The organism is Vibrio sp. ABH4_348 (assembly GCF_056159765.1).
Window position 1 is genome coordinate 1,378,822 of the sequence record NZ_JBSWVW010000001.1, and the last position, 13,578, is coordinate 1,392,399.

General features: G+C 42.7%; 15 protein-coding genes. 4 read left to right on the forward strand and 11 right to left on the reverse strand.

All coding sequences use genetic code 11. From position 1 onward, the window contains the following. Positions 1 to 2: 2 nt before the first annotated feature. Both ccoO and ccoN read right to left on the reverse strand, forming a co-directional pair. Entirely contained in the window at positions 3 to 623 is a 621-nt protein-coding gene (gene ccoO, locus ACXAFJ_RS06185) for a cytochrome-c oxidase, cbb3-type subunit II (RefSeq protein ID WP_475322155.1), read from the reverse strand. A gap of 12 nt (positions 624 to 635) precedes the next feature. Then, positions 636 to 2,063, reverse strand: a complete 1,428-nt coding sequence (gene ccoN / locus ACXAFJ_RS06190; RefSeq protein ID WP_475322156.1) for a cytochrome-c oxidase, cbb3-type subunit I — start codon at positions 2,061 to 2,063, stop codon at positions 636 to 638. A gap of 259 nt (positions 2,064 to 2,322) precedes the next feature. On the opposite strand from ccoN, the gene ACXAFJ_RS06195 reads away from it, so the two are divergent. After that, on the forward strand, positions 2,323 to 2,688 hold the full coding sequence (locus tag ACXAFJ_RS06195; RefSeq protein ID WP_475322158.1) for a hypothetical protein: 366 nt from the start codon (positions 2,323 to 2,325) through the stop codon (positions 2,686 to 2,688). Between the two features lie 454 nt (positions 2,689 to 3,142). Further along, a complete protein-coding gene (locus ACXAFJ_RS06200) occupies positions 3,143 to 4,495 on the forward strand; it encodes an ISNCY family transposase (RefSeq protein ID WP_475324071.1) in 1,353 nt (450 codons plus the stop codon). Positions 4,496 to 4,683: 188 nt separating this feature from the next. On the opposite strand, the gene ACXAFJ_RS06205 is transcribed toward ACXAFJ_RS06200, so the two are convergent. The 6 genes from ACXAFJ_RS06205 to matP all read right to left on the reverse strand — a co-directional run bounded on the left by ACXAFJ_RS06205 (position 4,684) and on the right by matP (position 8,470). Next, positions 4,684 to 4,890, reverse strand: coding sequence for a hypothetical protein (locus ACXAFJ_RS06205; protein ID WP_475322159.1), 207 nt, complete (start codon positions 4,888 to 4,890; stop codon positions 4,684 to 4,686). 123 nt (positions 4,891 to 5,013) lie between these two features. Beyond that, positions 5,014 to 5,649, reverse strand: coding sequence for a cytidylate kinase family protein (locus ACXAFJ_RS06210; RefSeq protein WP_475322160.1), 636 nt, complete (start codon positions 5,647 to 5,649; stop codon positions 5,014 to 5,016). 45 nt (positions 5,650 to 5,694) lie between these two features. After that, on the reverse strand, positions 5,695 to 6,237 hold the full coding sequence (def, locus tag ACXAFJ_RS06215) for a peptide deformylase (protein ID WP_475322162.1): 543 nt from the start codon (positions 6,235 to 6,237) through the stop codon (positions 5,695 to 5,697). 106 nt (positions 6,238 to 6,343) lie between these two features. Beyond that, positions 6,344 to 7,561, reverse strand: a complete 1,218-nt coding sequence (locus ACXAFJ_RS06220; protein WP_475322163.1) for an HDOD domain-containing protein — start codon at positions 7,559 to 7,561, stop codon at positions 6,344 to 6,346. Positions 7,562 to 7,679: 118 nt separating this feature from the next. Next, on the reverse strand, positions 7,680 to 7,988 hold the full coding sequence (locus ACXAFJ_RS06225; protein WP_475322165.1) for a DUF3634 family protein: 309 nt from the start codon (positions 7,986 to 7,988) through the stop codon (positions 7,680 to 7,682). A gap of 32 nt (positions 7,989 to 8,020) precedes the next feature. After that, entirely contained in the window at positions 8,021 to 8,470 is a 450-nt protein-coding gene (matP, locus tag ACXAFJ_RS06230; RefSeq protein ID WP_475322166.1) for a macrodomain Ter protein MatP, read from the reverse strand. A 171-nt stretch (positions 8,471 to 8,641) separates the two neighbouring features. Here matP and ACXAFJ_RS06235 point away from each other — a divergent pair, with 171 nt between their 5' ends. After that, entirely contained in the window at positions 8,642 to 10,261 is a 1,620-nt protein-coding gene (locus tag ACXAFJ_RS06235) for a S16 family serine protease (protein ID WP_475322167.1), read from the forward strand. A 70-nt stretch (positions 10,262 to 10,331) separates the two neighbouring features. Then, the gene (gene fabA / locus ACXAFJ_RS06240) at positions 10,332 to 10,850 is read left to right on the forward strand and encodes a bifunctional 3-hydroxydecanoyl-ACP dehydratase/trans-2-decenoyl-ACP isomerase (RefSeq protein ID WP_475322169.1); all 519 of its coding nucleotides are present in this window, start codon (positions 10,332 to 10,334) and stop codon (positions 10,848 to 10,850) included. A gap of 126 nt (positions 10,851 to 10,976) precedes the next feature. Here the strand turns inward: fabA and rmf are convergent, their stop codons facing one another. The 3 genes from rmf to ACXAFJ_RS06255 form a co-directional block, all read right to left on the reverse strand. Continuing rightward, positions 10,977 to 11,150, reverse strand: a complete 174-nt coding sequence (gene rmf, locus ACXAFJ_RS06245) for a ribosome modulation factor (protein WP_475322170.1) — start codon at positions 11,148 to 11,150, stop codon at positions 10,977 to 10,979. A 312-nt stretch (positions 11,151 to 11,462) separates the two neighbouring features. After that, positions 11,463 to 13,367: an ABC transporter ATP-binding protein gene (locus ACXAFJ_RS06250; RefSeq protein WP_475322172.1), complete on the reverse strand. Its 1,905-nt coding sequence runs from the start codon at positions 13,365 to 13,367 to the stop codon at positions 11,463 to 11,465. After that, positions 13,345 to 13,578, reverse strand: a complete 234-nt coding sequence (locus ACXAFJ_RS06255) for a glutaredoxin family protein (RefSeq protein ID WP_475322173.1) — start codon at positions 13,576 to 13,578, stop codon at positions 13,345 to 13,347. The genes ACXAFJ_RS06250 and ACXAFJ_RS06255 overlap by 23 nt, the downstream gene beginning before the upstream one ends.

Below are 13,578 nucleotides of genomic sequence, written 5' to 3' on the forward strand. Positions count from 1 at the left end.
CATTACTTCATTGCGTGACCAAGAGATTGAAGGTAAGCGATGATGGCATCCATCTCGGTTTTTCCTTCGACATCTTTCGCCGCATTTTGAATTTGCTCGTCAGTGTAAGGCACACCAAATTGGTTGCGGAACACCTCTAATTTAGCCTGAGTGTGTTTCCCATCTAGCATATTCTCTTCCAACCAAGGGAAGGCTGGCATGTTCGATTCAGGAACCAACTCACGTGGGTCAATCAAGTGAACTCGGTGCCACTCATCAGAGTAACGACCGCCAACACGAGCGAGATCCGGACCAGTACGCTTAGAACCCCATAGGAATGGATGCTCCCACACGTGCTCACCGGCAACAGAGTAGTGACCGTAGCGCTCTGTTTCAGAACGGAAAGGACGAATCATCTGACTGTGACAAACGTTACAACCTTCACGGATGTAAACATCACGACCTTCCATTTCCAACGCCGTATATGGACGCAGGTTATCAACAGGCTCGGTAGTTTGTTTTTGGAAGATTAGCGGAGTGATTTCAACTAAAGCACCCAAACTAATTGCGAAGACGATACAAATCGCCAATAAGCCAACATTGCGTTCAACAATTTCGTGGCGATTATTAGAATTAGAACTCATTCATCAATCTCCTTACGCTGGTTGCTGAATAGCTTTGAGGCTTTGCTTAGGTGCTACCAACGTCTTGTATGTGTTGTATGCCATTAGGAACATACCCACCAAGAAGATGAAACCACCGATAAAGCGAACTGTGTAGAACGGGTAAGAGGCTTGTACTGACTCAACAAAGCTGTAAGTCAAAGTGCCGTCGGAGTTAACCGCACGCCACATCAAACCTTGCATAACACCAGAAATCCACATTGCAACGATATAAAGAACAGTACCAATTGTTGCCAACCAGAAGTGCGCGTTAATCATGCCAACAGAGTACATACGCTCTTGGCCAAATAGACGCGGAATTAAGTGGTAAACAGCACCGATTGACACCATCGCCACCCAACCTAAGGCACCTGAGTGGACGTGACCAATGGTCCAGTCAGTATAGTGGGATAGGGCGTTAACCGTCTTAATTGACATCATTGGGCCTTCAAAGGTAGACATACCGTAGAAAGACAGTGAAACAATCAAGAATCGTAAAATTGGGTCATAGCGTAGTTTATGCCAAGCACCAGAGAGCGTCATGATACCGTTGATCATGCCGCCCCAAGAGGGCGCAAACAAAACTAATGACATCACCATACCGAGCGACTGTGTCCAGTCAGGTAGAGCGGTGTAGTGTAGGTGGTGAGGACCTGCCCAAATATAAAGTGATACTAGGGCCCAAAAGTGAACGATAGATAGACGGTAAGAATAAACTGGACGTTCAGCTTGTTTAGGTACGAAGTAGTACATCATCCCTAGGAAACCAGCAGTCAGTAGGAAACCTACTGCATTGTGACCATACCACCACTGAACCATCGCATCGATAGCGCCTGCGTAAATCGAATATGATTTACCCATTGCGACCGGGATTGCCATGCTGTTTACAATGTGTAAAACCGCGACAGTGATAATGAAGGCACCGAAGAACCAGTTTGCTACGTAGATGTGAGATGTTTTACGCTTGATCAAGGTTCCAAAGAACACGACGGCGTAAGCAACCCAGACTAGCGCAATGGCAATATCAATAGGCCATTCTAGTTCTGCGTACTCTTTACCCGAGGTGTAACCCAAAGGCAAAGTGATTGCTGCTGAGAGGATAATGGCCTGCCAACCCCAAAAAGTGAAGGGGACAAGTGGACCACCAAATAAACGAGTTTGACAAGTACGCTGCACAACGTAGTAAGACGTTGCAAAAAGCGCACTGGTACCAAACGCGAAAATCACCGCATTAGTATGCAATGGACGTAGACGACTGTACGTCAACCATGGCGTATCAAAATTCAACGCTGGCCATACTAATTGAGCGGCGATCAAAACACCAACTGCCATACCAACAATACCCCAGAGAATGGTCACTAGAGTAAATTGTCGAACGACGGTATAGTTGTAGTTTTGTTCAAGCTGCTTTTCTTGGCTCATTTGCATGCTTCCGATTTTTTAATTAACTACACTTTTACTTCCAACGCGGCAAGAAGCCGCAATGTCACCCAAACTTCGAAGAAAACCTATGACAAACAGTCAGTTAATTTCCCTTTCAATTTTAAGGAAAAGCGACATTTTCGGGTGACAAGTTTAAAACATTACATTTTGTAATGACAGGACAATAACCACAACAAAGCTCGGGTTTTACTCTTTTCTATCAAAACTTTGAACTTTGTTACACGGAGATATCACCGCTATGCCAGCACAAAAACTCACACCTGGAAGACTTGCTCAAATTATCGTCATGATGACGCTTTTGATCGTTGTCTTCTTTTGGCGAACCTTCACCCACGTTCCAGTGCAAACCGAAATCTGTACACAGAAAACGACGTGCCAGATGAGTATAGGACACGCGCAAAGCGTCAAAATTGAGTCAGATCATGATGGGATTTATTTAGAGCTAAAAAACGAACAAAAATTTAGCGTGGGTCACACGACATTAACAAAGCTAGAAATTCTATCAAAATCAAAAATTAAACTAGCTGAAGCGTGGTCTGGTAAAGAGGAAACCTTGGTTTTAGAGCTAGAAGACAAGAATGTTGAAATTATCTTTAAACCGTAAAGACATATAAATCACGACAATTATTACCGTGCGGTCTGATAAACGCTGACTTTACGCCTGAACTTTGATGATCTGTTAGAAAGGCGTTAACACCAGTTTTCTGGCGAAGCTTACAAAACAACGCGGCGACTAATTACCACCCAACGGTAGCTATAACGTGGCCAGTTTCTTTCAAGGAAATCTAATAATCAGTTGGTAAACCTGTTTAACCAACTGATTATTAGGTATTTTATGGTAAATCCATTATGTTTAATCAAGGGGAAAGAACGAATGCAGGCGGGGAAAAAATCCGAGCTAGTTGAGCTTATCAACAACACCATTTAACATAATATACATAATGCGCAGTGATTCTGTAGGCGCAATTTAGTAATGTCCGGTTTGAGCAATTTTAAAATGTCCACTTATGCTTAATAAACACGCTGAGCTTTGAGGACTTCAACCGATGCTAATTCCCATGAGTGACCGAGACATTAATCGTTTTAAAGTACTGCAAGATGTTCGTGAGTGCCGCCTTCGTCAAATAGATGCAGCCGACATACTCAACATAAGCCCTCGACAAGTTCGGCGTTTATTGAGCCAGTTAAGCCTGTACGGGGCTTCTTCTTTAGCCCATGGTTCACGTGGCCGACCGAGCAACCGACGTTATCCTGATGCTTTTCGTGCTGAAGTTCTGAACATCATACGCTCTCAATACGCTGATTTTTCACCCACATTTGCTTGTGAGAAGCTGACAGAACAACACAACTTAGTCCTGTCTGTCGAGACACTACGTCAGTGGATGATCGCCGATGGTCTCTGGGTACCACATTCACAACGCCAGCCTCGTGTTTACCAACCTCGTTACCGTCGTGACTGTTTAGGTGAACTGATTCAGATTGATGGCTCACACCACGATTGGTTTGAAGGACGCAGCCCTAAGTGCTGTCTCTTGGTCTACATCGATGATGCGACGGGACGGTTGATGAACTTACGCTTCAGTGATACCGAATCTGCCTTTGACTACATGGTGGCCACACGGGAATACCTAGATCAACATGGTAAGCCTGTGGCTTTTTACAGCGATAAACACTCGATATTTCGTGTCAACCAAGAGCATCTCAAAAAAGTGGGATTAACCCAATTTGGTCGTATTCTTGATGAACTTGGGATTGAACTGATTTGTGCGAACAGCTCACAAGCCAAGGGACGTGTTGAGCGAGCGAATAAAACACTACAAGACCGATTAATCAAGGAGATGCGTCTACAAGGTATCAATACCATTGAAGAAGCGAACGCATGGCTACCCTACTTTATTGAGGATTTTAACCGTCGGTTTGCAAGACCTGCTAACTACCCTAAAGATCTTCATCGTCCGGTTCGAGAAAGCCAAGATGAGCTGGATGACATTTTTGCTTGGCAGACTACGCGTAAACTCTCGAAGTCGTTGACGTTCCAATATGACAAAGTGCTTTATCTGATTGAAGACACAGAGAAAAACAGCCGCCTCGTCAATGAAGTGGTCAAAATACTCGACTATCCAGATGGTCGAATTGCCGTCCAGTATGGCGAGAGAAAGTTAAGTTTCAGAACCTTCGACAAGCTGGCTAAAGTGGACCAAACTCAAGTCGTCGATAACAAAAGACTGGGTAAAGTCCTTCAATTTGCCCAAGAGAAGCAGGAAGAATTTGACAAGGCTCAGCTTAGAGAAAGAAGTCAAAAGTGCCCTAAACGAACGGCTCAGAAGCGTGCTATGGCTCAGTTAAGAGCATTAAACCCAGTATTTGCCGATCCAGAAAGCTTTAAGGCTACTCACAGTAAAAATGGATAGAAAAATTTATTCAGATAAGCGACATTCGGAGCTGACCATCATATTAATGGTCTCGCGCTCAGCTTTTTTATCACCTAATTCATAATCTCTAACTACTGCTGACCAATACTCAACACAAGCATCGTAGTCTGAACGTTGTTCACATGCAGTTGTAAAGAAACAGAGTAAAAAAGAAGCTAAAAATCGTTTCATTCTGAAGAGAACATATCATCTCTAAACGCTTTATAACTTTCGTACGCTTGTTGCTTTCGTATCCAAGCTTGAGTTAACTCATCTTTAGAAGCACTCCCAAGCCTAAACTCTTCTACAAGCTTATCGTAAGCTTCATTCGCTTGGGTTTCCTCACTTTTCAGTAACATGAACTCATGCCAAGACTCCTTGTTAATGCTCCCCATCATTACCTCCAAACACCATTATGACACTAGGCACATACAAGTGTAGTTCAGTAAACAACCGGACATTTCTACTTTGCTGAGAACAGGACATTTTAAAATGGGATTGACAGATTCTGATCTGACTTATTGAAATTTGGATTCGTTTAAACTTAAACGATTTAGATAATCGATGGATTTTTCACAGAGTTTTTCTACAGTTTGATTTCCGTCTTGCTCAAGCAAAAACTGTTTCGTTTCAATGGCCTCATCTTTTATTAGTTCGTCGAACCAAAGACTTCTACCTAAGAAATTATTGCGCATCACTTGTGGATTTTCTGCGTGACTAAACCAAAGGTTTTTGGACTCTCTATCACTCAGTATCTTAGCGTCTACGTGTATCCAAATTGTGGAAACATTCGAATAACCAGCTTTATTTACCCAAGTTGGATGCATAAACCACCCATCAATTACGATTGGTGATTGAGAATCTTGTAAATGCTTTTGGATTAGAACTTCTATAAGTGGCCAAACAGCTTGGTGCTGTTTAACTGCATCTTGAATAAGCTTTTCAATTGAGTTGTTCGTGTAATAAGAATACGCTGATTGACTACGCATTATATGAATGTCTTGATGAGTCTCTTTTGTAGTCAAATTTATTGCAAGAGTTAAAATATCATCAGCAGACATGCATGCATATCCTAGGCGAGATGCCAACGCTCTTGCCAATGTCGTTTTCCCGGATCCTGGTGCTCCGCCAATCAGTATTACTTTTGAATACACTGTGTTACCTCAACTACTTAGCTTAATGTTGGTTCTTTATTTAAACTAAGTTGAGTGTTGTCTATACCATTCAGATTCACTGATTAGGTCACGAGGAGAATCCACTCGGTCTAGAAATGTTAACCCATTGAGGTGGTCTAACTCATGCTGAAAGATTCGAGCTAAAAAACCTTCAAAAACCGTTTCTTGTTCATTTCCTAACTGATCGAAGTAATGTACGTTTATTGATTTGAATCTCGGAACTAAACCTCGTATTTGAGGAACACTCAGGCACCCTTCCCAGCCTTTTTCAATATCCTTACTCGTTTCGATTATTTCTGGATTAATAATGGCTATTGGATCCATTCGTGGGGCATCTGGGTAGCGTACGTTAGGTTTTGAGCTCATAACAAAAATGCGCAAACTCTTATAAATCTGAGGTGCCGCTATCCCTACACCATTCGATTCTTCAACCGTTTGCATCATTTGGGCAATCAACTGCTGGCAGCTCTCGGCAAGAATATCAGTGACTGGACCTGCTGATTTACGAAGAGCTGGATGCCCAACTTGCGCGATCACCGGCAGATCATTTGAATTTTGTTTCTGCATACCATTCCTAATCATCTATACTTGCTTGTGTTTTCTTACGTTAACACAAGGTTTAGCAGAACGTTAGATGATACGTCGCTCACGACGAGATTAAGACAAGCAAACTCTATTTCGTAAGTTCTATTTTACCTGGATGCGAGTTTCTGATCTTTTCCAACGCACTTGGTGGCATTTGGACATTAGCAAACCAGAACGGTTTGTGTTTCTCTACAAATACGCCACTTCTATCAAGCCCGTCAAAAATTGCATAAGCTCGTGCCTGCGCTAACGCCGCGCCGTATTCGCTGCGTTCAATCACCGGAACGTTATCGAGGTCTTCTATCAGTGCATTTTTTAAATGGATATTGTTGGGTGCCCATTCAATGGCGTCAACAACGGTTCGGGTAAGTTTGTTTTCCAGCGATAACATCACTGCTGGTAACGCACTGAGTGTTGGTTTGATTTCGGCACATGCATAATACTGCTCGCGCATATTCTTCTCTCGAAAATGCTGCATGCGATCAATCAACGCATCTTCGAACAACTGACTGAACTGATTGGCAACGGCAAACAAACTTATCGAACGCAGTACCCCTAACAGAACACCAGTTTCCGGGAATTTTGTTTTACTGTCCTGCAAGCGCATGCGACAAACGTTGGCAGTCAGTATCATGTTTTGCCAAAGCTTTGGCGCAATACTCTTGGTATTGTCGTCATGCCACCTTAGCAGTGGTTTGGCCATCAGAACTGGAAACAACAATCGACAATTATCCACGCCAAGTGTCCCAAGTGCCATTTTAGGGTCATTGACATTGCGTGACGGTTTTCCCATTCGAGCACAAAATGCCTGGCTGCCAACAAGCTCGACCAAATTATTGCTTAATTGGTTGTCATTGGTGATGAGAGTTTGCAGTTTAGTAAATGTTAATGAAGGCGAATACGCAGTTTCAGCAAAGTAAGAAAAATCGGGGAATCGCCCAAACAGCTTTTCAGGAATCAAATCCTTCAGTTTTTCTATCATCAGTTCGTGAGTCTTAACCTTAACTTCACTGACGGCATCTTTTAGTACTTTTTGTCTGTCCAGCACTTTCTGTCTTTTCTCTTGCACACGAGCGCTTTCACACTCGAGTAAAAGTCGTTGATTCTTGGTGACTCTTTCAGCTTCTTTTGTAATTACAGTGTCACAGAATTCCGATTGACGACTTAAGTCTGAATCCACATCTGACTGGTCAAGAATGTACTTTATACTGACCAACCAACGACAATGTCTTTCTAAGGTGAGTCGAGTAACCTCTCGTGCCAATGCGTTGGCATCTTCATTGTATTTTTTGTTGGTGATGAGCAAGAAATGCACCGAGTATTGCTAGTCTACTTATAACTAAAGAGTAGCAGATCCAAATGCCTAGATGTAGCGTTAGTGACATTATTGACAATAGTCGAAGCAGTAGCTCGACTCCTGGCTTTTAAGCCCGTTTTTCGCCTTTGCTTTTAAATCCTTGATGGGGAAATACATTGCGTATTCTTTGCTGAATTTTTTTGGGGACTTGTTTAGAAAAGGTTAGCTTAACACCTTGTCGCGTTTGATAGACTTTAAATTCGCCATCGTAAGGAACGACCTCACCAATCTCAATGACATTGTGCCTAAACTTGGGCGGAAAGTGACCTCTGACTTTGGCAATCGTTCCTGCCTTTATCGTCACTTTTAATATTGGCCTGTCGATAAATACCAACCAAGCTATGGCGGCAATAGCGATTACGAGTAGATATTCCATACCCTTCCCTCACTTATTAGCAAGTATGGTCATTAGTCTGACAATAACTTACTCAAATCTTCTTTTAAGCTCGTTACCGTTTTACTAGCCTTCTCGCTTCGGTTAGCTTCGGAGACTAAGTATTCAATGGCGTCAGACAAAGTACAACCGAGTTCATTGGCTTTGAGAGAGAGTTTTTCCCATACGCGGTAGTCTAGATCAATAGACTTCTTCTTGGTATGAACTTGTTCGGCATTGAAGTGACGTTTTCTCTTCGCTCTAATTGCTTGCTTAAGCTTGTTATCAAGCTCTTCAGCCATATGAACATCTATCCATTCCAAAACTTGTACAGGTTCATGTTCGATCGCGATCAACTCTTCAACAGCAGCTTTATCTATGCTGCTGTCTATGTGGCGGGTGACTTTTTCACCGTCTTTCCATTTTTTGACCAGATAGTTCCACTTCCAGCCACATTCTAGGTTTTCTAACTGTTGGTACTTCATCAATCTTCCTCTGACACTCAGTGACAGTGTAACCCTATTTGGAAGTTTAGCAAACATTATGGCGAATTTTACAGCAAACAATCTCAGAGATGTCTCTTGTTATGGATTGTATTAGGTGCCCACGCGGTTTGCATTTATACTTACACGTTTTAAGAATATTATCAGAGACCTATGCCTAAAGAACAATGGTTCGATCTCGTTCCTAACTATACAAACGCAATTAATTCAGCGCTTTCTAAAAATTTGGCGAGTATTTCGAGTTATTGGCAGTTACAGGCGAAAGCAAACGTTGCAATAAAACGTTTTGTCAGTCTAGGTGACAACCATAATTTCATGCTGGTGAACGCCCCTGACCTTCCAGAATACCGATCTGTATTCCGTGAATTCTGCGACTTAGAGCCAACAGTAAGCGAATCACTAGACGCTGAGTGTTTGTTTGGTCACTATTTCGCTGATGCCAATGGCGACATCGTTTCGATTAACAACGGCTTGTTAGAGCAATCGCAACTAATAGTCCTCTCAGCCGCTTGGCTTATCAAAAACCACAAACTTTGGTCCAAGTTGCGTTCCTCATTGCATAACAAGCAGTTCACACCGCTTGAACACAAAAGAAGTGTTGGGGTGGCCAATCACCTCCCTGTCACAAAAACAACTGCGAAAGTTATCTTTGTAGGTGACAGAGAACAATTGGCGGATATCGAAGCAATTGAACCAGAATCGTTCTCGGGTCTTATGTCATTTGCCGAGATTGAACTTGAAACTAAGACTAGCGAAGAAAATATTACTGGGCTTGTTGAGTACTTTTCGAATAAATACCAAGTGTCCTTAACTTGTGAAGCCTGGAACGAATTGTTCATTCAAGGTTCACGCATTACTGAAGACCATAACTACCTGCCTCTCGACTTAAATTGGTATCAGTCAATTTTTGCTGAACTGAAGTTCGAATCGGGTTTTGATGATAATTCGATAGACCTCGTTACTGTGCAAAAAGTCTTTGGCTTACGAAGCCAAGCTAACTCGTATCTGACGGAGCGGGCAAGAGCTGACATTCTCGATGGACAAGTCATCATCGAAACGGAAGGAAAACGCGTAGGACAAGTTAACGGCTTAACCATTATCGACGTACCAGGCCACCCTACACCTTATGGTGAGCCCGCGAGAATTTCATGCGTGATTCACTTTGGTGATGGTGACGTCAACGATGTAGAACGCAAAGCGGATCTCGGCGGTAATTTGCACGCTAAAGGCATGATGATCATGCAAGCCTACGTGAGCAGTGCTCTTAATTTGGATGAACCCTTACCCTATTCCGCTTCGGTTGTTTTTGAACAATCTTATTGTGAAGTTGATGGCGATAGCGCTACCCTAGCAGAGCTGTGTTCTTTTGTGAGTGCGTTGTCTGAATATCCTGTCAATCAAAACGTTGCGGTAACCGGGGCTGTAGACCAATTTGGCCGCGTTCAAGCGGTTGGTGGTCTAAACGAAAAAATTGAGAGCTTCTATCGAATCTGTGAGCATCGCGGCTTAACGGGAGAACAAGGCGTTATCTTACCTGCCTCTAATTTAAAACACATCACATTGAATCGTGATGTGTTAGAGAGTATTGCAGAAGGAAGATTTCATATTTGGTCAGTATCTACGGTTGAAGAAGCGATTCCACTGCTACTAGACCAGCCATTTAGCGATGGTGAAGAGAGTGTGATTAACAAAATTGCTCAACGTATCGACAACTACAACCGACCTGAAGAGCCGCAAACACTACTAAGTAAAATCAAAAATTGGCGCTTCTGACACTGATCGGAGTTGTAAGCCACTGTTGGCGACACTAACATGCGTTAATCCGAAATTGGAGTAATTTAAAATGCAAAACAAAAAAGAGTCCTACACTCGCGAAGACCTACTAGCATCAAGCCAGGGTGAACTGTTCGGTGAAGGCTATCCTCAATTACCAGCGCCAAACATGCTGATGATGGACCGTATCACCAAGATGTCTGAAACTGAAGGTGATTTTGGTAAAGGTCTAATTTTAGCTGAGTTGGATATCACTCCAGACCTTTGGTTCTTTGATTGTCACTTCCCTGGTGACCCTGTAATGCCAGGTTGTCTTGGCTTAGATGCAATGTGGCAGTTGGTTGGTTTTTACCTGGGCTGGGTTGGCGGCAAAGGCAAAGGTCGCGCTCTTGGTGTTGGTGAAGTGAAATTTACTGGCCAAATCCTCCCAACGGCTAAAAAAGTTACCTACGAAATTCACATGAAGCGTGTTGTTAACCGCAGATTGGTGATGGGCCTTGCTGATGGACGCGTGTTGGTAGACGGTAAAGAAATCTATGTGGCGAAAGACCTGAAAGTTGGCTTGTTCCAAGACACGTCATCGTTCTAACAAGATTTTTGTTTATGTAGCGGCTAATATGGTCGCTATATTTTTCATCAACAGCTTTAGTTATAGTGCGCTTAGGGTTATATTAAAGCCCCATTTAAGGGGCTTATTGTATGTGGATTGAACCTGCTATTTATAGAGACCAGCTTGTTTATCTTCCCTGGCATCACGCCAACCGCCTAACCAATAAGACCGAGCATCCATCTGATTATATGGGCACATTTCAACAGAACGTCCGTTAAGGCCTGCTTTATAACCTTGGGAATGAGCTCTATCTAGACGGTCACGCTTTTGTCTCTTCATAATGACTTCCTCATACATAGTTCTAGTACTACTTGTGTGAAAGATTTGTGGTGTTTTTATGAACACTACCATTCTAGAATCGATCAAAAGATCACTTACTACAAGCGTTCCGACCTCATTGGTGTTGAATTTGTGAGACTGACTGAGTGATTACAATAACAGGATATTTTGTTACCACTGTTGGCATGATTAAAATTCAGCCACTTAGCTAATCACCTATTAAAATGATTGTCCTAAGTGGCTGTGATGAAAAAGAGATAGTCTTTTTTCAAGGGTTACATATTTAAAGTGATGGAAATCACAGTAATTGTGCTATTTCATCTCTTCCAATTCTTCCCATCGGATAAAAGCGTGTTCCAGATCTTGTTCAGCTTTTGCCAAGCTGTCCAGTGTCTGCTGTGTTTCATTAGGATCTTTTTGGAAAAAATCTGGTGCGTTGACTTGTAACTGCAGCGATGTAATTTTTTCCTCTAGCTTTTCTAATAACTCAGGAAGTTCTTCCAATTCACGTTGAAGCTTATACGAAAGTTTTTTCGCTTTTGGCTTTTCTTTGACTTTCTCTTTGACCTCTGCAGGTTTAGCTAATTCCGCTTCCATCATTGACTGTCGACTGGCCATGACTTGCGAACGCTGCTGCATCGCATCGTGATAACCGCCAACAAACTCTTCTATTAGTCCGTTACCATCGAAAATCCAACTGGTTGTAACTGTATTGTCGACAAATTGACGATCGTGACTGACTAGAAGTAATGTACCTTGGTAGTCGGCCAATAAATCTTCAAGGAGCTCCAAGGTTTCGATATCAAGGTCGTTCGTCGGTTCATCTAACACTAACAAGTTATTGGACTTAAGAAATATACGCGCCAACAATAAGCGATTCTTTTCACCGCCAGACAAGGCTTTAACCGGTGTTCTGGCGCGGTGAGGAGCAAAAAGGAAATCCTGTAAGTAAGAAAGCGCATGTCGCTGACGACCGCCCACCATCACTTCTTGCTTGCCATCGGCAAGGTTATCTAAAACCGTTTTCTCAGGGTCGAGGGCCTCACGATATTGGTCGAAATATGCAACCTCCAATTTGGTTCCGCAATGTAAGCGACCTGAATCGGGTTTTAGTTCATCGAGAAGAATTTTTAGTAATGTGCTTTTGCCACAGCCATTAGGACCAATCAATGCAATACGATCACCACGCATCACGTTAAAGCTAAAGTTGTTGACGATAGTATTGCCTTCAAATGCGTATTGAAGGTTTTCAGCTTCAAACACAATTTTTCCTGAACGCGAAGCATCATCAATTTGCAAATTAACTTTGCCTTGAACTTCACGACGTTCTGCACGTTCACGCCTCAATTGTTTAAGAGCTCGCACTCTTCCTTCGTTACGTGTTCGGCGAGCTTTGATCCCTTGACGAATCCATACCTCTTCTTGTGCGAGTTTTTTATCAAATTCTGCGTTTTGCAGTTCTTCTACTCGTAAGAGCTCTTCTTTGCCTGTCAGATAACCTTGATAATCGCCAGGAAAAGAGTTGAGATGGCCGCGGTCTAGGTCAACAATTCGTGTTGCCATGGATTGAATGAATGCACGGTCATGAGAGATAAAAATAATAGAACCTTTGAAGTCTTTCAAAAAGTTCTCTAACCATTCGATCGTTGTGACATCTAGGTGGTTAGTCGGTTCGTCTAATAGCAAAACATCAGGGTCACAGGCTAACGCTCTGGCCAACGCAGCTTTGCGTTGCCAACCGCCCGATAATTCTGAAAGCTTGGTTGCGCCATCAAGTTTCAATGCTGTTAACACATTTTTAATTCGGTCTTCAAAGCGCCACGCACCTGTATGTTCAAGCTGTTCTTGTATACGAGCTAGCTTATTAATGTTTTGTTCGCTTGGGTCTTCGGCTATCAGATCCAGCTGATCATGATAGATCTTGAGTTGTTCACCAATCTCAGCCAAACCACCAGATACGTAATCGTGAACCGTTCCAGTTTCATTTCGTGGTGGGTCTTGTTCTAAACGAGACACCACTACATCTTGCGTCACGGTAAGCTTGCCGTCATCCATTTGAACTTCACCGGCTAAAACCTTCATTAAGGTTGATTTTCCGGCGCCATTTCGTCCAACTAGACAAACTCTTTCGTTATCCTGTAACGCAAATTCAGCATTATCGAGTAATGGGTGATCTCCAAATGCCAACAGACCATTATGAATTGTTATTAATGCCATTTTCGTTTAACCAATTAGTAAGAGTTTGTGTATCAAAAGGCCAATTAAGCTCAGATTCGTTGTGATGAACCACAGGAATAGTGACACCGTAGCGTTTAAACAGCTCGTCGTCGAAGGCTATGTCCACCTTTTCAAACGAAACACCTAGATGAGCAAGCAGTTCCTCTGCTTGTTCACACAAATGACAGCCTTCCGTGCTAAATAGTTTCAT

What these genes read in the sequence shown, in the direction of transcription:
- ccoO (WP_475322155.1), bottom strand. Translation starts at nt 623, where the DNA reads ATGAGTTCTAATTCTAATAATCGCCACGAAATTGTTGAACGCAATGTT.
- ccoN (WP_475322156.1), bottom strand. Translation starts at nt 2,063, where the DNA reads ATGAGCCAAGAAAAGCAGCTTGAACAAAACTACAACTATACCGTCGTT.
- ACXAFJ_RS06195 (WP_475322158.1), top strand. Translation starts at nt 2,323, where the DNA reads ATGCCAGCACAAAAACTCACACCTGGAAGACTTGCTCAAATTATCGTC.
- ACXAFJ_RS06200 (WP_475324071.1), top strand. Translation starts at nt 3,143, where the DNA reads ATGAGTGACCGAGACATTAATCGTTTTAAAGTACTGCAAGATGTTCGT.
- ACXAFJ_RS06205 (WP_475322159.1), bottom strand. Translation starts at nt 4,890, where the DNA reads ATGGGGAGCATTAACAAGGAGTCTTGGCATGAGTTCATGTTACTGAAA.
- def (WP_475322162.1), bottom strand. Translation starts at nt 6,237, where the DNA reads ATGCAGAAACAAAATTCAAATGATCTGCCGGTGATCGCGCAAGTTGGG.
- ACXAFJ_RS06225 (WP_475322165.1), bottom strand. Translation starts at nt 7,988, where the DNA reads ATGGAATATCTACTCGTAATCGCTATTGCCGCCATAGCTTGGTTGGTA.
- matP (WP_475322166.1), bottom strand. Translation starts at nt 8,470, where the DNA reads ATGAAGTACCAACAGTTAGAAAACCTAGAATGTGGCTGGAAGTGGAAC.
- ACXAFJ_RS06235 (WP_475322167.1), top strand. Translation starts at nt 8,642, where the DNA reads ATGCCTAAAGAACAATGGTTCGATCTCGTTCCTAACTATACAAACGCA.
- fabA (WP_475322169.1), top strand. Translation starts at nt 10,332, where the DNA reads ATGCAAAACAAAAAAGAGTCCTACACTCGCGAAGACCTACTAGCATCA.
- rmf (WP_475322170.1), bottom strand. Translation starts at nt 11,150, where the DNA reads ATGAAGAGACAAAAGCGTGACCGTCTAGATAGAGCTCATTCCCAAGGT.
- ACXAFJ_RS06250 (WP_475322172.1), bottom strand. Translation starts at nt 13,367, where the DNA reads ATGGCATTAATAACAATTCATAATGGTCTGTTGGCATTTGGAGATCAC.
- ACXAFJ_RS06255 (WP_475322173.1), bottom strand. Translation starts at nt 13,578, where the DNA reads ATGAAACTATTTAGCACGGAAGGCTGTCATTTGTGTGAACAAGCAGAG.